23 protein-coding genes are annotated in these 20,933 nt (G+C 69.9%); 7 read left to right on the plus strand and 16 right to left on the minus strand.

The window, feature by feature from the left end:
- Positions 1-34: 34 nt before the first annotated feature.
- On the plus strand, positions 35-790 hold the full coding sequence (locus ACFVVM_RS08630) for a helix-turn-helix domain-containing protein (protein ID WP_387614854.1): 756 nt from the start codon (positions 35-37) through the stop codon (positions 788-790).
- A 9-nt stretch (positions 791-799) separates the two neighbouring features.
- Here the strand turns inward: ACFVVM_RS08630 and ACFVVM_RS08635 are convergent, their stop codons facing one another.
- Positions 800-1,369: a TetR/AcrR family transcriptional regulator gene (locus ACFVVM_RS08635; RefSeq protein ID WP_387614857.1), complete on the minus strand. Its 570-nt coding sequence runs from the start codon at positions 1,367-1,369 to the stop codon at positions 800-802.
- A gap of 88 nt (positions 1,370-1,457) precedes the next feature.
- Between ACFVVM_RS08635 and ACFVVM_RS08640 the strand changes: the two genes are divergently transcribed.
- Both ACFVVM_RS08640 and ACFVVM_RS08645 read left to right on the plus strand, forming a co-directional pair.
- On the plus strand, positions 1,458-2,168 hold the full coding sequence (locus ACFVVM_RS08640) for an alpha/beta fold hydrolase (protein WP_387614860.1): 711 nt from the start codon (positions 1,458-1,460) through the stop codon (positions 2,166-2,168).
- Between the two features lie 89 nt (positions 2,169-2,257).
- On the plus strand, positions 2,258-2,734 hold the full coding sequence (locus ACFVVM_RS08645; protein WP_387614863.1) for a flavodoxin domain-containing protein: 477 nt from the start codon (positions 2,258-2,260) through the stop codon (positions 2,732-2,734).
- On the opposite strand, the gene ACFVVM_RS08650 is transcribed toward ACFVVM_RS08645, so the two are convergent.
- Positions 2,727-3,698, minus strand: coding sequence for an Acg family FMN-binding oxidoreductase (locus ACFVVM_RS08650; RefSeq protein WP_387614866.1), 972 nt, complete (start codon positions 3,696-3,698; stop codon positions 2,727-2,729). The two genes, ACFVVM_RS08645 and ACFVVM_RS08650, sit on opposite strands and share 8 nt — an antisense overlap.
- Before the next feature lie 193 nt (positions 3,699-3,891).
- Between ACFVVM_RS08650 and ACFVVM_RS08655 the strand changes: the two genes are divergently transcribed.
- Entirely contained in the window at positions 3,892-4,914 is a 1,023-nt protein-coding gene (locus ACFVVM_RS08655) for an ABC transporter substrate-binding protein (protein WP_387614869.1), read from the plus strand.
- A gap of 4 nt (positions 4,915-4,918) precedes the next feature.
- Here the strand turns inward: ACFVVM_RS08655 and ACFVVM_RS08660 are convergent, their stop codons facing one another.
- From ACFVVM_RS08660 to ACFVVM_RS08680, 5 genes are all read right to left on the minus strand, one after another.
- Positions 4,919-6,304 (minus strand): styrene monooxygenase/indole monooxygenase family protein, encoded by a 1,386-nt coding sequence (locus ACFVVM_RS08660; RefSeq protein ID WP_387614872.1) that lies wholly within the window; start codon positions 6,302-6,304, stop codon positions 4,919-4,921.
- Between the two features lie 44 nt (positions 6,305-6,348).
- The gene (locus tag ACFVVM_RS08665) at positions 6,349-7,788 is read right to left on the minus strand and encodes an LLM class flavin-dependent oxidoreductase (protein WP_387614875.1); all 1,440 of its coding nucleotides are present in this window, start codon (positions 7,786-7,788) and stop codon (positions 6,349-6,351) included.
- Positions 7,785-9,008, minus strand: coding sequence for an acyl-CoA dehydrogenase family protein (locus ACFVVM_RS08670; RefSeq protein WP_387614877.1), 1,224 nt, complete (start codon positions 9,006-9,008; stop codon positions 7,785-7,787). Before ACFVVM_RS08670 ends, ACFVVM_RS08665 begins: the two co-directional genes overlap by 4 nt.
- Positions 9,009-9,099: 91 nt before the next feature.
- Positions 9,100-10,389, minus strand: coding sequence for a lipase family protein (locus ACFVVM_RS08675; RefSeq protein WP_387614880.1), 1,290 nt, complete (start codon positions 10,387-10,389; stop codon positions 9,100-9,102).
- Between the two features lie 138 nt (positions 10,390-10,527).
- Entirely contained in the window at positions 10,528-11,901 is a 1,374-nt protein-coding gene (locus ACFVVM_RS08680) for an FAD-dependent oxidoreductase (RefSeq protein WP_387614883.1), read from the minus strand.
- Positions 11,902-12,082: 181 nt separating this feature from the next.
- On the opposite strand from ACFVVM_RS08680, the gene ACFVVM_RS08685 reads away from it, so the two are divergent.
- A complete protein-coding gene (locus ACFVVM_RS08685) occupies positions 12,083-12,457 on the plus strand; it encodes a hypothetical protein (RefSeq protein ID WP_387614885.1) in 375 nt (124 codons plus the stop codon).
- Positions 12,458-12,473: 16 nt separating this feature from the next.
- Here the strand turns inward: ACFVVM_RS08685 and ACFVVM_RS08690 are convergent, their stop codons facing one another.
- Positions 12,474-12,800, minus strand: a complete 327-nt coding sequence (locus tag ACFVVM_RS08690; protein WP_387614887.1) for a LysE family transporter — start codon at positions 12,798-12,800, stop codon at positions 12,474-12,476.
- 152 nt (positions 12,801-12,952) lie between these two features.
- On the opposite strand from ACFVVM_RS08690, the gene ACFVVM_RS08695 reads away from it, so the two are divergent.
- Complete coding sequence (locus ACFVVM_RS08695; protein WP_387614890.1) at positions 12,953-13,579, plus strand: TetR/AcrR family transcriptional regulator; 627 nt, start codon at positions 12,953-12,955, stop codon at positions 13,577-13,579.
- Between the two features lie 4 nt (positions 13,580-13,583).
- On the opposite strand, the gene ACFVVM_RS08700 is transcribed toward ACFVVM_RS08695, so the two are convergent.
- The 6 genes from ACFVVM_RS08700 to ACFVVM_RS08725 all read right to left on the minus strand — a co-directional run bounded on the left by ACFVVM_RS08700 (position 13,584) and on the right by ACFVVM_RS08725 (position 19,552).
- The gene (locus ACFVVM_RS08700; RefSeq protein ID WP_387616794.1) at positions 13,584-14,069 is read right to left on the minus strand and encodes a nuclear transport factor 2 family protein; all 486 of its coding nucleotides are present in this window, start codon (positions 14,067-14,069) and stop codon (positions 13,584-13,586) included.
- A gap of 2 nt (positions 14,070-14,071) precedes the next feature.
- The gene (locus tag ACFVVM_RS08705) at positions 14,072-14,656 is read right to left on the minus strand and encodes an OsmC family protein (RefSeq protein WP_387614893.1); all 585 of its coding nucleotides are present in this window, start codon (positions 14,654-14,656) and stop codon (positions 14,072-14,074) included.
- Positions 14,657-15,607 carry an ABC transporter permease gene (locus ACFVVM_RS08710; RefSeq protein WP_387614896.1) on the minus strand — a complete coding sequence of 317 codons (951 nt, stop codon included), beginning with the start codon at positions 15,605-15,607 and terminating at the stop codon, positions 14,657-14,659.
- On the minus strand, positions 15,604-16,554 hold the full coding sequence (locus tag ACFVVM_RS08715; protein ID WP_387614898.1) for an ABC transporter permease: 951 nt from the start codon (positions 16,552-16,554) through the stop codon (positions 15,604-15,606). The genes ACFVVM_RS08710 and ACFVVM_RS08715 overlap by 4 nt, the downstream gene beginning before the upstream one ends.
- 6 nt (positions 16,555-16,560) lie before the next feature.
- Positions 16,561-18,180 carry an ABC transporter substrate-binding protein gene (locus ACFVVM_RS08720; protein ID WP_387614901.1) on the minus strand — a complete coding sequence of 540 codons (1,620 nt, stop codon included), beginning with the start codon at positions 18,178-18,180 and terminating at the stop codon, positions 16,561-16,563.
- 154 nt (positions 18,181-18,334) lie between these two features.
- Positions 18,335-19,552: an MFS transporter gene (locus ACFVVM_RS08725; protein ID WP_387614903.1), complete on the minus strand. Its 1,218-nt coding sequence runs from the start codon at positions 19,550-19,552 to the stop codon at positions 18,335-18,337.
- Positions 19,553-19,641: 89 nt separating this feature from the next.
- On the opposite strand from ACFVVM_RS08725, the gene ACFVVM_RS08730 reads away from it, so the two are divergent.
- Positions 19,642-20,091, plus strand: a complete 450-nt coding sequence (locus ACFVVM_RS08730; protein WP_387614906.1) for a winged helix-turn-helix transcriptional regulator — start codon at positions 19,642-19,644, stop codon at positions 20,089-20,091.
- A gap of 3 nt (positions 20,092-20,094) precedes the next feature.
- On the opposite strand, the gene ACFVVM_RS08735 is transcribed toward ACFVVM_RS08730, so the two are convergent.
- Together ACFVVM_RS08735 and ACFVVM_RS08740 are read right to left on the minus strand one after the other, a co-directional pair.
- Entirely contained in the window at positions 20,095-20,472 is a 378-nt protein-coding gene (locus ACFVVM_RS08735) for a DUF5313 family protein (protein ID WP_387614908.1), read from the minus strand.
- A 2-nt stretch (positions 20,473-20,474) separates the two neighbouring features.
- Entirely contained in the window at positions 20,475-20,930 is a 456-nt protein-coding gene (locus tag ACFVVM_RS08740; protein WP_387614910.1) for a MarR family winged helix-turn-helix transcriptional regulator, read from the minus strand.
- Positions 20,931-20,933 lie beyond the last annotated feature (3 nt).

Raw genomic sequence — 20,933 nt, forward strand, 5'->3', positions numbered from 1 at the left:
CACGACACGGAGAAATGAGGGTAGCCTAAGTCGCATGACCGGTGAATGGGTGGGCGATTGGCGGCTCGGCCCGGGACGTCTGGTGCTGGCGGGCAGCTTCGGTTCGACCAGCCTGCACCAGCATCCCGCGCTGCAGATCACGGTGGCGCTCACGGGCGCTCTGATCGCCACCGACGCCGACGAGAGCAGAACGTGCCGAGCCGTGCTGATCCCCAGCGGCGCGCGCCACACCCTGTCTCCCGCCGATGCCACCACCCGCGCGCTGTCGATCTACCTGCATCCGGCGACAGTCGAGGCACACCGGTTGGCGGCGACCACAGCCGAATCCGGTGTCGACGAATGGATCTCGCGCGCCGAGCCCGTCACCGACCTCGACCTCGGCGACGCGGACTCACTCGACGCCATGACCGAGACCGTGCTGACCACCCTGAGCGGACAGCCCACCCGGGCGGCCGCCTCACCGACCCTGCGCGACGCGTTCGACCTGCTCACCGTCCTGCTGCCGGGCAAGCTCTACCTGCGCGACCTCGCCGGCGCGGTCGCCCTCTCCCCCAGCAGCCTGAGCCGATTGTTCGCCACCGAGACCGGCGTAAGCTTCCCCACCACCGTGCGCCTGGCCAGACTGCTGCACGCGATGCGCGAGATCGACGCGGGCCGCACCATCACCGACGCCGCGCACACGGCCGGTTTCACCGACAGCGCCCACGTCACCCGCGTCTGCCGCGAGATGACCGGCGTCCCACCCAGCGTCCTCATCGGCACGGCCCGACAGAGCGCCGCCGTCGACTGAAGGCGCGGATCAGGCGGATACCCCGCGCACGACGATGTCGGTCGTCGCGCGCAGATACTCCGGGGTGAGTGGGCGACCGCGCAGGATCAGGTGGGACCAGAGGGCTCCCGCCAGGAGATCCATGACGGTCGCGGTGTCCGTGTCCGGGCCGATTTCGCCGCGTTCGACGGCACGGTCGAAAATCTGCTGTTCGTGTTCGAGCCGGTCGCCGAAGAACCGGTGGCCGACCGCGGCCAGTTCGGGGCGCTGCGCGGAGGCGGACAGGACCGCGATGGCGATGGCGGCGGTGTCCTCGGCGGTGAGCAGGCGCGCGATCTCCGCCGCGAGAGCGGTCAGGTCGCCCCGCAACGATCCGGTGTCGGGAATGGTGATCTGCAGCGGCGCAGCGGCTGTGAGCGCGGCGGCCAGCAGCGCGTCCTTGGACGGCCACCATCGATAGAGGGTGGTCTTGTTGACGCCGGATCGGCGGGCGACCTCCTCCATCGTCAGGTTGTCGAATCCCTCGGCGGCGAGCAGGTCCAGCGCGCAGGCGTAGATCTGCTGGGCCTTGCGCGGGCCTGCGGTGACGGCTGCGTCCATGTCCCACACCATACAACGCAACGTTGCGTTGCAGTACCTTCTCGGTTACCGTTTGCAACGCAACGTTGCGTTGAGTCAGGAGAGTGCGATGTCCGATCCACTGCCGGTCGTCCTGGTACACGGAATCAGACTCAGCGGGGCCGCATGGACCATGGTCGCCGCCGAGATCGAGCGTCAACGACCTGTCGTGGCGGTGGATCTGCCCGGTCACGGCGCTCGCCGAGGCGAGCGGTTCACCCTGACGGAAGCGGCCGATGCCGTCCTCGAGGCGGTCGACCGCGCGGGTGGGCGAGCCCTGGTGGTCGGCCACTCGCTGGGCGGATACGTCTGTATCGCCGCGGCAGCACGGTCGGCTGATTCGATCGCCGGGCTCGTCGTGGCCGGGTCGACATGCGTGCCGTCCCGGACACTGATGGCGCCGTTCACGCTGATGCACCGGGTGCTGTCGCGACAGGCCGACGGCGGTCGTCGCGCGAGTGAACGCGTCTTCGACAGGGTTGTGCCGCAGCCTGTTTCGCGGGCCATCAGCGCCGCGGGTATCGCCACCGAGGTCATTCCCGACGTCGTGACGGAGCTCGACCGATTCGATGTGCTCGGTGCGCTGGGTTCCGGTCGCCAACCGGCCTGGCTGATCAACGGCACCCACGACCATCTACGAATCCACGAACGCCGCTTCGCCCGAGCCCGCGCCGACGCGCGCCTGATCGTCGTTCCGCGCGCGGGGCACTATCTGCCGCTGACCGAGCCGGTCGGTTTCTCCCGCCTCGTCCTCGACGCGGCCGCCTCCGCGGAGCGCTGACCGGTCACCGGCAGCAGGTGTCTTTGGTCCCTCGTTTCCGGGCATCACGACCCTCATCGACGCGGCCTGCCTCGAGCGACGCTGACGCCATGACAGTTGCGCCCCCTCCTCGCATCGCCGTCCTCCACGCGACAGCGCCTGGATCCTCCTGTGGCATCGCGGAGTTCGTCTGGGACGACCTGGTCAGCCGCGGTGCGCGGGCCGAACTGCACGAGATCGCGCACGCGCCGGACGCGTCGGACTTCGACGCCGTCGTTCTCGGCAGCTCGATCCAGGACGGACGATTGCGCACGGAAGCCATGACCTACCTGCGCGACAATCTGAATGCCCTGGCGGACAAGGCGGTCTGGCTGTTCGGGATCTCCCCCGGCGCACACGCCGCACCGAATGCCCGACATCTGCCGCGGGAGCTGGAAGACCTCGTCGCCGTCCTGCGACCACGCAACTACATCGGTTTCAGCGGAGAACACCCCGGCGATCCCGGCGACTGGCAGGCCGTCCGGACCTGGTCGGACACCATCGCGCGCGCACAGGGACTCACCGATGCCGCGGTCGATCTCAGCTGAGGTCGAGGATGCTGTCGACCGGGCGACGGGCGGTCCGCGGGGGCGGATCGGCTCGGGCGGTGCCGATTCGGATCAGGACCTGTGGGTGGCGCTGCCCGACGAGCTCGGCCAGCATGGCCCGCGCGGACGGCAGCTCCACGACATGGGAGACGGTGCAGGTGGACAGATCCTGCACCGTGCACTCGAGCAGCAGGGCCGACAGCGCGGTGCCGCAGTCGAGTAGATCCGCTGCCGAATCGCCGGTGGTGGAGAGCACCGCGATCATCGCCGCGTCGTCGGCGTCATCGGCGGGTTCCGCTGTGCCGGAGGGGAATTCCCGACCGACGGGAATGTGGCCACGGTCGAGGGCCGTGGGCAGCACATCGGCGGGGACTCCGGCGCTGCCGTGGTCGGGTCCGGAGGCCCACCAGGCGAGTTCGGATTGATACCTGGGGTCGTATCGCCGCAGCCTCGTCGCCAGTTCGGAGATCCGGTGCAGCGCGGGCGCCTCGGTCGAGTCGAGAAACGTCACGGTGGTGTCGGATCGGCGGCCGAGATGTTCCAGGACCTGCCGGGTCGTCGACCATCCCGGTGGCGCGTCCATGGGCATCCGGTCGCTGTAGCGGCGGTCGACCGCCGCGCCGAGGTGCAGATCCGGTTCGGTCGGAACATGGGGGTGTCCGGGTTCGAGCGTGGCGACGTGCGCCCGCACGGTCGGCTGGGGAAAGCGGGCGATGCGGACGTCCCAGCCCGCGGCGGCCCAGCAGACCGCCGCGTGGTGCAGCACCACCCCGCAGCCGAGAATGCCCTCCCGGTTGAACATGTCCGTCGCGGGCAGCAGCCGCTCGGCGTCCACGTGGAGTTCCGCGCGGGCACCGTCCCAGCGCCAGCGCCACGGTTGACTGTTGTGCAGCGAGGGAGCGCGCGAGGCCCGCTCGAGCACCGCGCGGACGGCCGCGATGTCCGGAATGTTCTCGTTCGCCATCAGAAGACCTCGCCATCGGAGTGGATCCTGCACTCGATCTGCCCTTCCAGCGTGGCAGCGGGGCCGCGGCGTCGAGAAGGGCATCACGACCCCGATGCGGAGGACTTCAGGACCTGCGCGAATAAGGTATGCCTTGCCTCATCGACGGGAGGACGTTCTAATGCTTGCGGACCGGTAACCACATGTTCGGAGGATGATCGCCATCGCGAGCCAGGATCGACAGCACAGTTCCCTCACCCGTCGCCGATTCTTCGTGGTGGCGGGGGCGGTCGGGATCGGCGCCGGTCTGGCGGCCTGCGCCGGGGGCGCCGACGAGACCGCGAACGGCACGGGGAGCTGGGAGTTCGCCGATGGTCTCGGCGGGACGCTGCGCCTGGACGAGGCGCCGAGCCGAGTGGTCGCGTTCACCGGCTCGGCCGGCGCGCTCGCCGACTACGGCGTGCGCGAGCGCATCGTCGGGATCTTCGGCGAGGCGAGCTCGGCGGAGCTGCTGGGCGAGCTGGATCCGGCGGCGGTGACCGTGGTCGGCGATGCCTGGGGTGAGTTCGACCTCGAGAAGTACGCGACCCTGGAGCCGGATCTGCTCGTCACCGATTCCTATGTGCCCGACCGCCTCTGGTATGTCCCCGACGACAACCTGACCAGAATCCGATCGGCCAACCCCAACGTGATCGCCGTCGAGATCGCCAACCAGCGGCTGCTCGACATCATCGAGCGATATCGAAGCCTGGCGGCGGCACTGGGTGCCGACACCACCAGCGCGACCGTCGCGGCCGCCGAGCAGCGGTTCGCCGACGCCGCCCAGGCGGTGCGGGACGCCGTCGCGGCGCGCCCGGGTCTGCGTGTGCTCGCCGCCTCGGCGAATCCGCAGCTGTTCTATGTCTCCGATCCGCGGGTGTCGGCGGATCTGCGCTTCTTCACCGAACTCGGGGTCGACCTGGTCGTGCCCGATCAGGTCGACCCCGGCGGCTTCTTCCAATCGCTGAGCTGGGAGGAGGCCGACCGCTATCCGGTCGACGTGATCCTGCTCGACGACCGGAGCATCGGCATGTCACCGGAAGCCCTTGCCGGACAAGCGGTCTGGCGCGGCCTGCCCGCCGTACGCGCCGGACAGGTCGCGCCCTGGTCACCGGTCTTCCGCTTCTCGCACGCCGCCACCGCTCCCCTGCTGGAACGGCTGGCGACCGCGATCCGCGACGCGAAGAAGGTGACCTGACCGCTCAGGCGCGGGTGAGCGCGTCCGCGTAGGCCGAGCGCGCGAACCTGCCCGCGGGCTGGAACTCGGCGAGCACGTCGGCGGCGGGCCGACCGGTGATCTGCTCGATGTAGGCGCCCGCCTGCTCGGCGTTCTCGATGCCGAGGAACGGCTGCGGATGATGCAACAGGCCGACCAGCGCGCTGGCGAACCGCGGCTCCACCGCCGCCGCGGCGAAGAACTGCCCGCCGATGTCGGCGAACTCCGGATCGCTGAGGAACAGCCGCGTCACCTTCGCGGCCGCGTCGCTGCGCACGGCGAGGAACTCGGCGTAGCGGGCGGCGATCCAGGCTTCGTCGAACGCGCCGTCGTGCACGGCGGCCGCGGCGACCAGTCGCTGGGCCTGGACCAGGCCGCTCTGCGCGCCCTGCCCGGCGATCGGGTCGTACGCGACGGAGGTGTCGCCCAGCGAGGCCACCACATGACCGCTCGCGGTCCGGCCGACGCCCGCGCGGACCACTGGCCGGACAGCGCCCTTGAGCCAGGAGTGCGGATCGTCCTCGATCACCTGGGTGGCCAGCACCTCCGGCAGATCCCAGTCGATGTAGTCGCGGTACAGCTCGGTGACGATGCGGTGTGCCGAAGCCGCCGAATCGGCCGCGCCGAAGCGACGCTCCCAGTCGCTGCCCGGACGCGCCCAGCCCAGGAACGCCCAGCTCGGGCCCGCGTCCTTGTGCAGGTAGGGGCCCCACCAGCCCTCGCCCTGATCGGCGAAGATGGAGAACCCGCTGTGCGCGCCGCCCGCGGGGCTGCGGTGGGCGAACACGTTCGGGTCGTGGCCGAGGCCCGTCACGGTGACGGTGAGGACCGAGCGCTGCGGTGCGTCGTAGACGGTGCGTTCGGTGTCGATCGGGAACAGGTCGGACAGGCCGCCGCGGCCGGTCGCGACGAGGGTCAGGTCGTGCTGGGCGGCGATGGTGTCGAGGGATTCCGGGGTGACCTGGTCGACGACGAAACGCCCGCCGCGCTCGCGGAAGGCGGTGAGCCGTCCGTCGGCCTTGAGCCGGGTGTCGACCGCGACGCCGACGTAGCCGTCGAACACGCCGTCGAAGGCGATCAGCTCGTTGCGGTCCGGATCGGCGATGCGGACGCTGAGCCCGGTGTGGCGGGGCGCCCTGGCGGTGTAGGTGTCGAGGCCGAGGGCGAGCTCGGCCTGTTGTGCCACACCGAATTCCAGGGCGGTGCCGGTGGCGGGGACGTCGTTGCGGAGGGCAGGCTGGTCTCGGTCGCTGTAGAGCGTGACCTCGAAACCGGCGTCGAGCAAACCTAGCGCCGCGGTGACGCCGGTCTGTCCGGCGCCGACGATCGCGGCCGAACGCGTGGAACGTGAAGCGGGATTCTGCGATGTCATATCGATATGGTGCGCGATCCCACGCTGCCGCAGCAGGGTTGCGATCAGCGGGAATCGATGACCGCGGCCACGCTGCCCGGCCGGGACTCCGATTCCGGCAGTGCCGTCGAATTGTGGCCGCCCACACGGTAACTCGCGCCCCGATGACCGTCCGGGAGCCGGTCGCCCGCACCGAAAAGAGCATTGCGGAGAGTGCCCGGTTCGTACTCGGTCGCGTAGGCCCCGCGTTCGGTCAGCACCGGAACGACGTGGCGCACGATGTCTTCGAAGCTGCCGGGTGTGATCGCGTAGGCGAGGTTGAACCCGTCCAGGTCGGTCTCGGCCACCCACTCCTGGAGCTGGTCGGCGACCGTCTCCCCCGAGCCGACGAACACCGGTCCCATGCCGCCGATGCCCGCCCAGCGGCCGATGTCGCGCACGGTCCACTCGCGGCCGTCGTCGTCGAACTCCTGGAACGCCGCCACCGCCGACTGGATGGCGTTGCTCTGCACGTCGCCGATGGGATCGTCGAGGTCGTATCGCGACAGGTCGATGCCCATCCAGCCGGACATGAACACCAGCCCGCCCTCCACACTGGCGTAGGACAGGTATTCCTCGTGTTTGGCGCGGGCCGCCTCGTCGGTGGCGTCGGTGACGATGGTGGCCAGCGCGTAGATCCGGGCCGAGTAGCGGTCACGGCCCGCTTCCTCGAGCGCGCTCCTGATCCGCGAAACGGTCTGGGTCAGCACACGTTTGGACGGTGCGGCCACGAAGATCGCCTCGGCGTTCTCGGCGGCGAAGCGGACGCCGCGCGGGGAGGCGCCCGCCTGGTAGATCACCGGGGTGCGCTGCGGCGAGGGCTCGGACAGGTGAATGCCGGGGACCGTGAAGTGCTTGCCGCGGTGGCCGATGTGGTGCACCTTCGCCGGGTCGACGTAGACGCCGGTCTCGGCGTCGCGCACCACCGCGTCGTCCTCCCACGAACCCTCCCAGAGCTTGTAGAGCACTTCGAGGTATTCGTCGGCCTGGTCGTAGCGATCGTCGTGATCGAGCTGGTCGTCGGCGCCGAGATTGCGCGCGGCCGAGGGCAGATAGCCGGTCACCACGTTCCAGCCGACCCGGCCACCGGTGAGGTGGTCGAGGGTGGACAGGCGCCGGGCGAACGGGAAGGGGTGCTCGAAGCCGGTGCCGGTGGTGATGCCGAAGCCCAGATGCTCGGTGACCGCCGCCATCGCGGTCACCAGCAGCAGCGGATCGGCGACCGGCACCTGGGCGCCCTGGCGCAGTGCCGCGATGTCGTTGCCGCCATAGGCGTCGTAGATCCCGAGCACATCGGCGATGAAGATGCCGTCGAAGCGACCGCGCTCGAGCAGCTGGGCCAGCTCGGTCCAGTAGCTCAGTTCCTTGTAGCGGTGCGACTGGTCGTCGGGGTGACGCCACAGTCCCGGGGACTGGTGCGCCACACAGTTCATGTCGAAGGCGTTGAACCTGATCCGGCGGGTCATCGCGGCTGCTCGGCGGCCGGAACCCGTTCGCCCGCACTCCAGCCGAACGGCAGGTCGGTGCCGTTGAGCAGGTGATCGCCCACCGCCTTGGCCTTCTGGATGGCCGGGTTGTGCACGGAGATGGTGCGCGCGTTGCGCCAGTGCCGATCCAGGCGCAGGCCCTCGGCGACGATCGACGCGCCGCCTACCTCGAACAGTTCACTCGTCGCGGGCAGGACGGTGTCGATCACCGCGAGCTGGGCCTGCGCGGCCGCGAGTTCGACCGCGGTGAGCGCTGTTTCGTCCTTGGCACCGGCGTCGAGGACCTCGTCGAGGAGGTCCGCGACCGCGAGCACGTTCGCGCGAGCCGAGAACGCGGCGGCGGAAAGCTTACCGATCACCTGCTGGACCAGCGGATCGTGACGGGGCAGGTCGGCGGCGGAGTGGGTGTAGCCGCGGGTGCGCCGCGAGACCCAGTCCCGCACATCGCTTTCCGCACGCTGGGCGATGCCGGCCAGCACCGCCAGCTGGACCAGCTGCAGGTACGCCGTGGCGTAGGTGGGGCCCGCGACGCCGTAGCCGGGGCCGAGGATCTGCTTCTCGGTGACGCGGACGGCGGTGAATTCGGTGGTGCCGCTGGCGGTGAGCCGCTGACCGAAACCGTCCCAGTCGTCGTGCTGTCGCACGCCCTCGGCCGTGGCGCCGACCAGCACCCCCACCCGCTCGCCGTCGCGATCGGCGGCGACGAGGATGTGGTCGGCGTAGAGCGAACCGGTGCTGTAGAACTTGGTGCCGTCGAGCTGCCAGTGCTCGCCGTCGCGGGTCAGTCGGGTGCGATACCGGTCGACCGCGCCGACACCCGGTTCGGTGATGGCGTTGCCGACCAGCGTGCCCGCGCTCAGCGCGCGCAACCACTGCTCGCGGACCGTCCCCGGCTCGGCGAGCAGCTGGTCCTCGACGAAGGAGAAGTGCACGCGCAGGGCCTGCGGCAGGTTCGATTCGGCGGCGGCGAGGTCGATGAGCAGCCGGAACAGCTGGCGCACAGTCGCGCCGTAGCCGCCGAACTCGACCGGAACGCGCAGCGCGCCGAACCGGGCGGCACGCAGCGCGGCGATCTCGGTGTGGGCGAGTTCGCGGTCGATTTCGCGGGCGACAGCGCCCTCGGCGATGCGGTCGAAAATCGGGCGGAAGACTTCATCCAGTTCGGAATCGGCCACGCGCTTCGTCTCTGTGGATGTCATCTCCCCACCATGACGCCACGCGCCCGCGCGCTCACGGGTTGCGCGCAGCGGGATCGCAATCGGTGACGCGCCCGCTCCGCCGGGTCCCGGTTCAGCAGGTGCTGTGCGCCGGTCGGCCTGCCAGACGCTCGCCCATCCACAGCAGGGCGCCGGGCAGCGAGAGCGGGCTGTTGAGGACGTGCGAGACGCCGAGCCCGACGGGATCGCCCGGCAAGGGGAGCTCCTGATAGGTCACCTGGGCGCCCTGACCACACCAGTCGGCGGCGACTCGGCGCGCGGTGTCGACGGGGACCAGTTCGTCGTTCGCGGTGGCGTGGATCAGGACGGGTGCGCTGGGGCGAAGGCGTCCGGCGCGGTCGCCGTCGATGTGCGCCGCCCAGCCGGGATCGGCCAGCAGGGCCGTGGCGAGGGGCTGGCCGGTGGTCGTCCAGGTTCGGGAGTCGCGGAATCCGTAGGACAGGACGGTCTCGCCCACGCACTGGCCGGAGGTGTCGGCGAGCATCTGCTTTCCGGCATCGGTGAGCAGCCGGTCGAGCGCGGGCGCGAGCGCGGGGTTCTCGTCGATGGCGCCGTTGATGTAATAGCCCATGGCGCCGGTCAGCGCACCGCCGTCGAAGCGGCGCAGTTGTGCTTCCGCGCTGACGACCGGCGCGCCGGCATAGGAGCCGACGATCGGCAGTTCCGGCGCGTAGGTCGCCGCCAGTTCCGCGGCGGCGGCGATGGAGCCACCGCCCTGCGAGTAGCCCCACAGGCCCACCGGCGCGGTCGGCTCGAGGCCGCTGCCGGGCAGGGTGCGGGCGGCGCGGGCGGCGTCGAGGACCGCGTGTCCGCTGGTCGCGCGGGACAGGTAGGGGTGAGCACCTGGGGTGCCGAACCCTTGATGGTCGGTGAGCACGACCGCGGCGCCGAGGGCGAGCAGCGGGTAGATCGCGGCGTACTGCTCGTACTGCACGGCCACATCGAGGCCACCGTTGTACTGCAGCAGGTACGCGAGCGTATTGGTCGGGGCGCACTGGTCGCCTTGGCCCTGGGTGCCGGGGGCGACCACGACGAGCGGGCGGTGGCCGGGCCCCAGCCAGGGCAGGGTCGGGCGCAGGTAGGCGCCGGTGACCGGAACCGCAGCGCCGTTGCGGTCGGTGCTGCTGTACATGATCCGGGTCGTGGCCGCGGGCAGCGGACCGTCGCTGCCGGGCAGGGTGATCGGCAAGGACATGGGCTCGGACCTGATCACCACGCCCGGGGTCTCGGGCACCGTCTGCGGGGCAGCGTAGAACGACATGTCCGCTGTCATACCGAGCGGCGGTTGCGCCGATGCGGGCGAGAAGGCGACGATCACGCTCCCGGCCACCGCCATGATGGGTACGCACCAGCGCTTGGTCATCCGTCGAGCCCCTTCCAACCCCGTGCCGCCGCCCTCGGTGGCGGCACTATTGAACCTGGGTCAATATAGGGCAATGCGCTGGCTACCCACCGAGGTTTCGCCGAAGTGACTGAGAGAAAACAGCTTTCATGGTTGCCCTCAGTGTCCGCGGGCGACCGCCTTCGCGGCGGCGCGCGCGGCGACCAGGATCGGGTCCCAGACCGGGGAGAACGGTGGGGCGTAGCCGAGGTCGAGTGCGGTCATCTGCTCCACGGTCATGCGGGCGGTGAGGGCGACGGCGGCGACATCGATGCGCTTGGCGGCGCCGTCGCGGCCGACGATCTGCACACCGAGCAGGCGACCGGTGCGGCGTTCGGCCAGCATCTTCACCGTCATCGGTGCCGCGCCGGGGAAATAGCCTGCGCGCCCGGTGGATTCGATCGTGACGGCATGGAACTGCAACCCGGCACGCCGGGCGTCGCGCTCCCCCAGGCCGGTCCGCGCCACCTCGAGATCGCAGACCTTGCTGATCGCGGTGCCGACCACGCCGGGGAAGGTGGCGTATCCCCCGCCGACGCCGGTGCCGATGATCTGGCCGTGCTTGTTGGCATGGGTGCCGAGCGGGATGTGGCGCAGCGCCCCGGAGACCAGGTCGAGCACCTCCACGCAGTCGCCGCCCGCCCAGATGTCGTCGTATCCGTGCACCCGCTGGGCCAGGTCGGTGAGCAGGCCGCCGGACTCACCCAGCGGGAGTCCGGCGCGACGAGCGAGGTCGGTGGTGGGGCGCACGCCGATGCCGAGCACGACGATGTCCGCCGGATACTCGGCGTCGGCGGTGATCACCGCCTGGACGCGACCGTCCGCGCCGGTCCGCATGCCGGTCACCTCGGCATCGGTGACCATCCGGATCTCCATGCCCACCATGGCTTTTCGTACGAGGGCGCCCATGTCGGAGTCGAGGGTGGACATGGGTTCGGCGGCCCGGGTGACCATGGTGACCCGGAAACCGCGCCGCACCAGGGCCTCGGCCATCTCGACGCCGATGTATCCGGCGCCGACCACGACGGCTTCCCGGCCGGTCGTCGCGGTCAGTCCGTCGATGAGGGCCTGGCCGTCGTCGAGGGTCTGCACGCCGTACACGCCCTCGGCGTCGATGCCGGGCAGCGGCGGGCGGATCGGGGTGGCGCCGGTGGCGAGGACGAGCTTGTCGTAGGTCGTCCAGGTCCGCGTGTCGGTGTCGAGATCGCGGGCGAGCACCCGGCGGCCCGCGAGATCGATCTCGGTGACCTCGGTCCGCAGGCGCAGGTCGATGTCGCGGGCGCGGTGTTCGGCGGGCGAGCGGGCGATCAGGTCGTCGGCATCGGCGACGTCGCCACTCACCCAGTACGGGATCCCGCACGCCGAGTACGAGGTGTGGTTGCCCTTGTCGAACACGATGATCTCGAGCTCGTCGGCCGCGCGCAGCCTGCGCGCCTGGGACGCCGCCGACATCCCGGTCGCGTCCGCTCCGATGACCACCATGCGTTCACCCATGTCGCCCACGGTACGAGACCCGCCCGCACCCGGCCGCACCCGCGGCTGTTTCGAGCCGCCCGAGCCGGGTATCGGCCACCTTGACCGACGACGCCCGGGGAGAACGCCGACGGCCCATGGTCACCGCACCGAGCGATGCCCGCCACCCGTCCCCCTGGCACGAAGAGAACGGGAGTACGCGATGAACCAACCCAACGACCCGGATTCGCTGCGCCGGGCCCGCGACCAGGCCCGCCTGGAACTCAGCGAGGTCGTCGCCGAACTGACCGACCAACTCGACAAGCCCGCGGACGAGAACAACCGGTCGGCCGAAGACCTGGTGACCGACGCGAAATACCAAGCGCTTTACGCCGCCGACCAGGCACGCGACAAGGCCGACAAGATCCAGGCCCAGGCCAAGGAGAAGTCCCAGCAGATCGCCGACAAACTGGAATCCGCCGTCCCCGCCCCACTCGCCGAACGAGCCATCCCCTCACCCCGCCTACCCGTCGTGGCCGGTGCCGCCCTCCTCGCCGCGATCACGGCCTGGCTCCTCGCCCGGCGACGCCGAACATAGCCGCCATGCCGATCCGTCACCGTGAAAGCGCCACCCCAACCGCGAGTGCGATGAGTACGACCCCGGCGATTCGCGAGACCACTGTCGCGAATCCCTTCGCCCCACCGGCATAGGTGAGGGCGGTGAGCGAAGCCGGTGAGGTTGCCACCAATGCCGTAATTCCCACTGCCGCAAGGACTGTATGGAATGCCGAGCCGGTGGCGATACCGAGCACCGCACGACAGCCGCCACGCGCCCCACCGTGCGACGTCTGAGCGAGCACGAACATCGTGTCCAGACCCGGCGTGAGATTCATGGCGAGGCTTGCCCCGATGAAGGCGAACAGGATCGGCAGCGATGGCACGAAGCGCTAGGGGATCTTCGTCACCGCATCGATCACGTGGCGAGACTATCCGACAACCGGTGGGCAGGGACGGGTCAAGGATCGGGGAGTTCGGGGTCCGTGGAACTGGACTGCTCAGTCTCGTCGTGGGGTGTGGTCGGTAAAGTGGGGTGGTGGATCTGCAGGTGGCGCGTGGGCGCATCGACAAGCGGCGGGCGATTTTGGATGCGGCGTTCGCGGTGTTCTCGTGTCAGGGGTATGACCAGGCGAGTGTGCAGGACATCGCGGATGAGGCGGGGGTGTCCAAGCAGACGGTGTACAACCATTTCGAGGACAAGCAGCGGGTTTTCGACGAGGCGATGGCGGCGACGGCCGATTCCGTGCTCGCCGACAATCTCGCGGTGATCGAGCGGCTGCGCACGCCGGTGACCGATCTGCGCGCGGCGCTCGACGAGGTGACGCGCGGGATACTCGAGGTGGGCTGTGAGCATCGTTCGCGGGCGCTGCGATGGCTCACCTACGCCCAGGTCGCGCGGTTCCCGCACCTGATCGAGGTCGTGCAGGGACGCACGTCGGACCGGCTCGGTCCCGCGCTGGCCGACCGGCTGGCGCGCCTCGTCCTCGCCGGGCAGTTGCGCCAGTGCGACCCGGACCAGGCGGCCGAGCAACTGCTGGCGATGCTCAGCGCACCCGCCGAATCGCGGTCCCGGATGGGCACCCGTGATGTCCCGGCGGCCGATATCCGGTTCGTCGCCGAGGGCGCCGTCGACACGTTCCTGCGTGCCTACGGCACCTCCTGAGAGTTCAGGGCTCGGGCAGACCGGGCGGCGGCGATCCCGCCGCCACCAGCCCCGCGACCGGGGTGACGACTCGCCGCGCGATGAGCCACCGCCCATCGACGAGCGCGAAATCGTCCTCGACGTGCCCGACCGTGGTCCAGTCCGCCGGGCGCAGATCGCCGAGCTCGGCATGCCGCTGATACCAGTGCCACACCGTCGCACGGGCTTTGAGCCGCGCACGATCACCGTGCCACTCGACCACGGTGTGCCCGAGGACGTGCGCCACCCGCTGCGAACGCGGCGCGACCTTGTCGATCATGTACCGGGTGAACGCGTCGCGCCCGTCGAAGCGGTGCGGCGCGGGCACGTGGTATTCGATCTGCGCGTCGGGCGCGAGGCATTCGGGCGCGATCAACTCGTAGCGTCGACTGTCGACGAGTTCGAAGAAGCGGAAGAAGGTCCGGTTGATCTCCCCCTCCGCTTCCAGGCGAGCCACTCTCTCTTCGAGCATGCTCACCGGTGGCTCGCCGTGAGCGTCAGCGAACCGGTGATGGTCTGCGGATTGGTCAGCAGTGCCAGAATCGGGCACTGCGCTTCCACGATCTGGAACAGCTCATCGATCCGCTCGGCGCCGGCCGGCGAGGTCACGAACACCTGATACCGGATGTTGTGCGGCTCGACCGGCGCGTTCTCGAAACCCGGTGTGCCCCGGCGTGGTTCGATCTCCCCTTCGACCTCGACGCGCAACTCGTCGAGCGGGTCCTGCTCCCGGGCCGCGGTGATCTCGAAGATGTGGGCCAGGCAGCTCGACAGCACGCCGAGCTGGATCTCCGGCGAGCCCGGCCCCAGGTCGTATCCGGCGAACTCGGCCGGGGAGTCACTGATGATCTGGTGCTCGCGAATCCGGATCCGCCGCACGCCGCTGCGCCCTTCGGCGACCGTGTGCGCGCGGATCACGATGGGCTCGTCCGGCGGCTCCTGGCGCCGCTTCCCCTCCAACGCCAGCAGCGCGGTCCGCTTGTGCGCGAGGAACTCTCGCAGTCCGGGCAGCGGCTCGGCGAGAGTCGGCAGGCCGGGGCGTTCCTCGGTGTCGGTCATCTACGTATCTCCTGATCGTCGAAGGGAAGGGCCCGATGTCGTTGCGCGACGGCCCCATTCGCCGTCGAGCGCACGGGCGATGCGATTGATGGACAACACGGTCGCGACGATGACCAGCCCGGGCAGCGTCGACAACCACCACGCGTTGGCCAGATAGTTGCGGCCACTCGAGATCAACGTCCCCCACTCCGGCGCCGGGGGCGGTGCCCCGTAACCGAGGAAGCTCAGCGACGCCACCGCCAGCACCGCCGTCCCCAGCTCGAGCGTCGCGAGCACCACCACCGGACCACGCGCGTTCGGCAGCACATGCCCCACCATCACGCGATACCAGCGGGTCCCGGACGACCGCGCGGCATCGACGTAGACCGACTGACTCACCCGCAGCACCTCCGCCCGCATCACCCGCGCGAAGCCGGCCACCCCCGCGACGCCCACCGCCACAGCGACATTGACGAGCCCGTGACCCAGCGCCGTCACCAGCGCCAGTGACAGGAACAGCGCCGGAATCGAGAGCACCACGTCGATGAACCGCATCGCGATCGTCTCCACCCAGCCACGGACGAATCCGGCGAGCAGCCCGATCGCCCCGCCGACGACGAGCGCCACGCCGACCGCGATGAAGGTCGCCTTCAGTGACAGCGCGGTCCCGTGAACGACTCGCGCGTAGTGATCGCGCCCCAATTCGTCGGTGCCGAACCAGTGTTCGGCGCTCGGTGGTGCGAAGCGCTGGGTCGGCGTGGCGCGCAACGGATCCGCGGAGGCGAACAGTTCCGGGAAGAACGCCGCGGCGACGACGAGCGCGACGACGAGAATCGACAACACGAGCCCGGGACGCGACAGGAAGAACCGGACCGTGGCCGCGCGTCCGTGCGGCGCACCGCCCCTGGGTTTCGTCGCCGGTGCCGGTCGCGCGGTGCCACTGACGGATTCGATGAGCGTGGAGGTGGTCACACCGAACTCCTCGCCTCGCTCACGACCCGCGGGTCGAGCAGCGGATAGATCAGGTCGACGAGCAGATTCACCGTCACGAAGACCACCGCGCTGAACACGACGACCCCCTGCACGACCGGGATGTCCTGCACGGTGACCGCGTCGACGATCACCCGCCCGAGTCCGTTGCGGGAGAACACGGTCTCGATCAGCACCGAGTTGGCCAGCAGGCCGCCGACGAGCAACCCGACGACCGTGAGCGCGGGCAGCGACGCGTTCTGCAGCGCGTGCCGCAACCGGATGCGGGTCGGGCTCGCGCCCTTGGCTCGCGCGGTCTGCACATAGGGCTCTTCGAGGGTGGTCGAGAGGCTCTTCGTGAGCACCTGGGCGAGCAGCGCGGCCGTCGGGATGGCCAGGGTGACGGTCGGCAGGATCAGACCGCGCCAGCCGTCGTTGCCGAACGCCGGAAACACCCGCACCCGGAACGACAGCACCTGGATCAGCATCAACCCGATCCAGAACGTCGGGATCGAGATCGCCAGCGACGGCAACGACAACAGCACCTGCTGGAGCCACCGGCTCACCCCGTAGGTGGCCAGGACCGCCAGCGCGGTCCCGGCCACGATCGCCAGCACCAGGGCCGCGAGGGTGAGCTGCAGTGTCGGGGGCAGGGCGTCGGCGAGCAGCGAACTCACCGGCTCACCGCTGGCGAACGAGGTGCCGAAGTCGCCCCGCAGCGCCCCCGACAGATGCTGCGCGTACTGCGTGAGCACCGGCTCGTCGAGTCCGTACTCCGACCGGCGCTGGTCGAGCTGACCCGGATCGATCGAGGTCGCCGCGCCGGCCGCGCCCGCCGCGGCGTCCACGGAGTCGCCCGGCAGGTAGAACAGGATGAAGAACGACACGGTGTAGGCCGCCCACAGGACTGCCACGGCCTGCGCCGAACGCCGGAGTACGAACCGCCACATGGTCGTTCAGTTCTTCCAGGTGTCGTGCAGATGGATGTCGCCCGCGCCCGCGAAACGCAGATCGTGCACGCCGGAGCGCAGCGCCAGCACCGTCTGCTGGTCGACGATCGGCACCACATAGGCGTTGGCGACGACCAGTTCCTGGATGCGGGCGACGAGCTGATTGCGGGTGGTGGGGTCGAGCGTGGCGGCCTGCTGATCGAGCAGTTCCTCGAGCTCGGTCTGCGGCACCCGGTAGGCGTTGCGCAGCTTGGTGGAGTAGAGCGTGCGCAGGGCGTCCGGATCGGCACGGCTGTAGTTGCCGCCCCAGAACAGGTCGAAATCACCGGAGCTGATCAGCTCGGGGAACTGGGCGACCTGGAGTTCCTGCAGGACCAGTTCGACCCCGACATCCTTGAGCTGCTGCTGGATCAGTTCCAGCGCGGGCTGGAAGGTGGCCGCGTTGCTGAACCACACCGTCTTCAAACGCAGTGCGGTGCCGTCCTTTTCGCGGATGCCGTTGCTGCCGGTCACCCAACCGGCCTCGTCGAGCAGACGCTCGGCCCGCTCGACATCGAGCGACAGCGCCGAACTCAGATCGACATAGCCCGGGGTGTTCTTCGCCAGCACGCTCGTCGCGGGCGCGGTGCCGCTGGAGAAGACCGTCTCGACGATCTGACGGCGATCGACCGCGACCTGAATCGCCTGGCGCACCCGCGCATCGGCGAAGAAGGCCCTGCTGTTGTTGAAGCCGAGGTTGTAGCCGACGCCGGGAATCGTGTACGCCTGCAACGCCACCTCGGCACCGGCCAGCGCCGCCTCCTCGGCCTGGGCGACCCGCCCGATCGCGTCGACCTGGCCGGAGATCACGCTGCCCGTGCGCACCCCGGCCTCGGCGACCACGTTGAACACCAGCCGGTCCAGGTACGCTTCGCCGTCCTTGGTCCACAGCGACGAACCCCAGTCGTAGCCCGGCCGCTTGGTCAGGGTGGTCGACCGGTTCCTGAGGTATTCGTCCAGCACGAACGGCCCGGAGCCGATCACGCCGTCGCTGCAGCGCTCGGCGGGCGCCTTGCTGACACTCGACGGGGCGATCACGCCCAGCGACGAGGTCGTCGTCGCCTGCAGGAACTGGGCATTGGGCTGAGTGAAGCTCACCGCCGCGGTCAGGTCGTCGACGACGGTGGTGCCCACATAGCCCTCGAGGTAGGACGTGGCCTGGATGGCGAGGACGCCGAGCGTGGGTACCGCGTCGAAGCTGGCCTTCACCGCGGCCGCGTCGAGCGGGGTTCCGTCGCTGAAGGTGACGTTCGGTCGCAGCCGGAAGGTGAAGGTCCGCGCGTCGTCGCTGACCTCCCAGGACTCGGCCAGCCACGGCACCAGTTCACCGGTCGACGGGTCCTGGTCGAGGAGCGAATCCACCGTCTGGCGCAGGGCGTACACCGTGTCGCTGCTACCGGCCTGGTGCGGGTCGAGGCAGCCGGCGTCGGTGCCGACCGCGAAGGTCAGCGTCCCACCCGCCTGCGCCTGTGGGGGTTCGTCGCCCGAACCCGAACCACAGGCGGTGAGCAACAGCATCGCGGTCAGCGGGACGGAGGCGGCACGCAGCCGGATCCGGGCGCGCGGACGCGGAGAGAGGACTTTCATCACTGGCGGGTTCTTTCTCGATCGGACACCACGCCGGACCTGCCCAGCGCGACCATATGTATCGACCGGCTGGAACAATCTCTTGGATTCGCTGGTCTACCCGAGAAGCCTTGCAGCAGCGGACAAAGCGGTCAAACTTTGCACTCGTCGTGCGTTAATCACTTCCGCCGACCGCACAACACGGTGATCCCACCGCCGCCTCGACCCCGTCGCCGTGCGCGGGATCGCCGAACCGCCAGGTCACCCACACGACGATCGCGGCCACCGAAAAGACCGCACCGACGCCGGACGAAGCCGCCCATCCCCCGGCGCTGTAGGCCCAAGCGGTCGTGATCGCGCCGAGCGCCGAGCCCAGCGAGTAGCAGGCCATGTACGCACCGATGACGCCGGCCGCGCGCTGCGGATCGCGTGCGGTCAGCAACTGCTGGCTGCTGACGTGGACCGCCTGGACGGCGAAGTCGAGCGCGATGATGCCGACGAACAACAGGAGCAGCGAGGATTCCGCCCGGCCGATGAACAGCCACGACACGACGAGCAGTGCCAGCGACCAGCCCGTGACCGCCTGCGCGCGACCGGCATCGGCCAGCCGTCCGGCGCGACTCGCGCCCAGCGCTCCCGCGAGACCGGCGAGCCCGAACACTCCGATCTCCGCGGCGCCGAAGTTCCACGGCTCGGCGCCGAGGACGAGCGCCAACCCGCTCCACAGTGTCCCGAACGACGCGAAGAGGAAGAACGCGATCAGACCGCGACTCCGGAACAGCGGATCGGTGCGCACCAGCCGACCCGTCGCGGCGAGAATTCGGCGGTACCGCTCGGTGTCCCGGCCGCCGTCGGGCGACATCACCGCCCCGACAGTTCCGGCGAGCGCCAGGCACAGCACCGCGAGCAGGCCGAAGACAGCGCGCCAGCCGAGCGCGTCACCCAGCACCCCGGCCACGGCTCGGCCACCGAGGATGCCGACGACCACCCCGGAGGTCACGGCACCGATATTGCGCCCCCGCTCCCACGGCGGCGACACACCGGCCACATAGGCGACGGTCACCTGCACCACGACGGCGAACACACCGGTGACCACCAGCCCCACCACCGCGACCACCGCACCGGGCGCGCATGCCACGAGCGCGGTACCCAGTGCGGTGGCCACGAGCTGGGCGGCGATCAGGCGGCGCCGGTTCAGCACGTCACCCAGCGGCGCCACCAACAGCAGCCCGACGACATAGCCGATCTGCCCGGCGGCAACGAGCCACCCCACCGCCCCCGGCGCGAAACCCAGATCGGCACCCGCCGAAGCCAACACCGGCTGGATGGCGTAGATCGTCGACACCGCGACCGCGCACACCACCGCCAGGACGAACCGCTGGGACTTCGTCACACCACACCTCGATCGAATCAGTAGCAAATTGCAACCAATTCAGGTTAGGAGATAATGGTTTCGAATCGCAACCGATTGGGAGGTAGGGCATGACGACCACACCGGACTCCGGCCGACCGTGGACCGACCCCACGTGTCCGGTCGCCCGAACCGTGGATCTGGTCGGTGAGCGCTGGGCGTTGCTGATCGTGCGCGACGCGATGGACGGCGCGACGGCATTCACCGACTTCCAGCAGCGGCTCGGCATCGCCCGCAACATCCTCACCGACCGCCTGCGCAGACTGGTCGAGCACGGCATTCTCACCACCACGACGCCCCCGGGTGGCAAACGGCACGTCTACGAGCTCACCGAGTCGGGGCGCGATCTGTTCACCACGATCGTGGCCTTGCGGCAGTGGGGCGAGCGCCACGCCTTCGAGGCGGGGGAAGCGCACTCGGCGCTCGTCGACGAGGACGGGCGGGTAGTCGCGGAGATGCGGCCGCGGGATCGCGACGGTGAGGTCGTCACGACGGCGACGGCCCGCGTGCGGAAAGTGTGAGGATCAGGCGCGAGGGTGCCGCAGTTCGTAGGCGGCGCGTTCGGATTCGATGCGGCGCTGTTCGGCCACGTTCGCGAGCTCGGGGGCGAAACCGTGGCTGACGAGGCGGTGACGGCGGTACACGTAGACCAGGGCGATGGTGAAGTAGACCAGGGGCAGGTAGAGCAGGGCCGCCATCGACAGGCCCATCCAGGCCGGGCCCGGGACCAGCAGGAACAGCAACAGCACCGGGAGGACCGGGAGCAGGAAACGGGTCAGGTAGCGGCGGGTGGCGCCGGGCCCGGTCAGATCGGCCAGGACCCAGTCCGACATCGTCGGCGGGAGCGTGGCGCCGCCGATGTAGCGCAGCCGCTGCCAGAGATTCGGGGTCAGGTCGGTCATGATCACTCCCTCGATTCCGACGCGCCACGCGCGGCCGTGTTGACCCGGCCCAGGACGTCGCGCAATTCTTCCAGATCCGCCAGGCTCACGCCGAGCCGCGCCACGACCGCGGGCGGGATCTCCTCGGCCCGGCGCCGCAGGTCCCAACCGGCCTCGGTGAGGTCGATCAGCAGGGTGCGCTCGTCGTGGGGGTCTCGGCGACGCGTGAGCAGTCCGGCCGATTCGAGCCGCTTGAGCAGCGGCGACAGGGTCGCCGAGTCGAGCTGGATCGCCTCGGCCACCGCCTTGACCGACATCGGCGCCTCGCCCCACAGCGCGAGCATCACCAGATACTGCGGGTGCGTGAGACCGAGCGGTTCGAGCAGCGGCCGATAGACGGCGAGCACCGAGCGATTCGCCACGGCGAGGGCGAAACACACCTGCCGGTCCAGGCGCAGTGGGTCGTCGAGCGCGTCCACGTG

It is taken from the genome of Nocardia sp. NPDC058176, assembly GCF_042883805.1.
Lineage (GTDB): Bacteria > Actinomycetota > Actinomycetes > Mycobacteriales > Mycobacteriaceae > Nocardia.

What these genes read in the sequence shown, in the direction of transcription:
- ACFVVM_RS08630 (WP_387614854.1), top strand. Translation starts at nt 35, where the DNA reads ATGACCGGTGAATGGGTGGGCGATTGGCGGCTCGGCCCGGGACGTCTG.
- ACFVVM_RS08635 (WP_387614857.1), bottom strand. Translation starts at nt 1,369, where the DNA reads ATGGACGCAGCCGTCACCGCAGGCCCGCGCAAGGCCCAGCAGATCTAC.
- ACFVVM_RS08640 (WP_387614860.1), top strand. Translation starts at nt 1,458, where the DNA reads ATGTCCGATCCACTGCCGGTCGTCCTGGTACACGGAATCAGACTCAGC.
- ACFVVM_RS08645 (WP_387614863.1), top strand. Translation starts at nt 2,258, where the DNA reads ATGACAGTTGCGCCCCCTCCTCGCATCGCCGTCCTCCACGCGACAGCG.
- ACFVVM_RS08650 (WP_387614866.1), bottom strand. Translation starts at nt 3,698, where the DNA reads ATGGCGAACGAGAACATTCCGGACATCGCGGCCGTCCGCGCGGTGCTC.
- ACFVVM_RS08655 (WP_387614869.1), top strand. Translation starts at nt 3,892, where the DNA reads ATGATCGCCATCGCGAGCCAGGATCGACAGCACAGTTCCCTCACCCGT.
- ACFVVM_RS08660 (WP_387614872.1), bottom strand. Translation starts at nt 6,304, where the DNA reads ATGACATCGCAGAATCCCGCTTCACGTTCCACGCGTTCGGCCGCGATC.
- ACFVVM_RS08665 (WP_387614875.1), bottom strand. Translation starts at nt 7,788, where the DNA reads ATGACCCGCCGGATCAGGTTCAACGCCTTCGACATGAACTGTGTGGCG.
- ACFVVM_RS08670 (WP_387614877.1), bottom strand. Translation starts at nt 9,008, where the DNA reads ATGACATCCACAGAGACGAAGCGCGTGGCCGATTCCGAACTGGATGAA.
- ACFVVM_RS08675 (WP_387614880.1), bottom strand. Translation starts at nt 10,389, where the DNA reads ATGACCAAGCGCTGGTGCGTACCCATCATGGCGGTGGCCGGGAGCGTG.
- ACFVVM_RS08680 (WP_387614883.1), bottom strand. Translation starts at nt 11,901, where the DNA reads ATGGGTGAACGCATGGTGGTCATCGGAGCGGACGCGACCGGGATGTCG.
- ACFVVM_RS08685 (WP_387614885.1), top strand. Translation starts at nt 12,083, where the DNA reads ATGAACCAACCCAACGACCCGGATTCGCTGCGCCGGGCCCGCGACCAG.
- ACFVVM_RS08700 (WP_387616794.1), bottom strand. Translation starts at nt 14,069, where the DNA reads ATGCTCGAAGAGAGAGTGGCTCGCCTGGAAGCGGAGGGGGAGATCAAC.
- ACFVVM_RS08705 (WP_387614893.1), bottom strand. Translation starts at nt 14,656, where the DNA reads ATGACCGACACCGAGGAACGCCCCGGCCTGCCGACTCTCGCCGAGCCG.
- ACFVVM_RS08715 (WP_387614898.1), bottom strand. Translation starts at nt 16,554, where the DNA reads ATGTGGCGGTTCGTACTCCGGCGTTCGGCGCAGGCCGTGGCAGTCCTG.
- ACFVVM_RS08720 (WP_387614901.1), bottom strand. Translation starts at nt 18,180, where the DNA reads ATGAAAGTCCTCTCTCCGCGTCCGCGCGCCCGGATCCGGCTGCGTGCC.
- ACFVVM_RS08730 (WP_387614906.1), top strand. Translation starts at nt 19,642, where the DNA reads ATGACGACCACACCGGACTCCGGCCGACCGTGGACCGACCCCACGTGT.
- ACFVVM_RS08735 (WP_387614908.1), bottom strand. Translation starts at nt 20,472, where the DNA reads ATGACCGACCTGACCCCGAATCTCTGGCAGCGGCTGCGCTACATCGGC.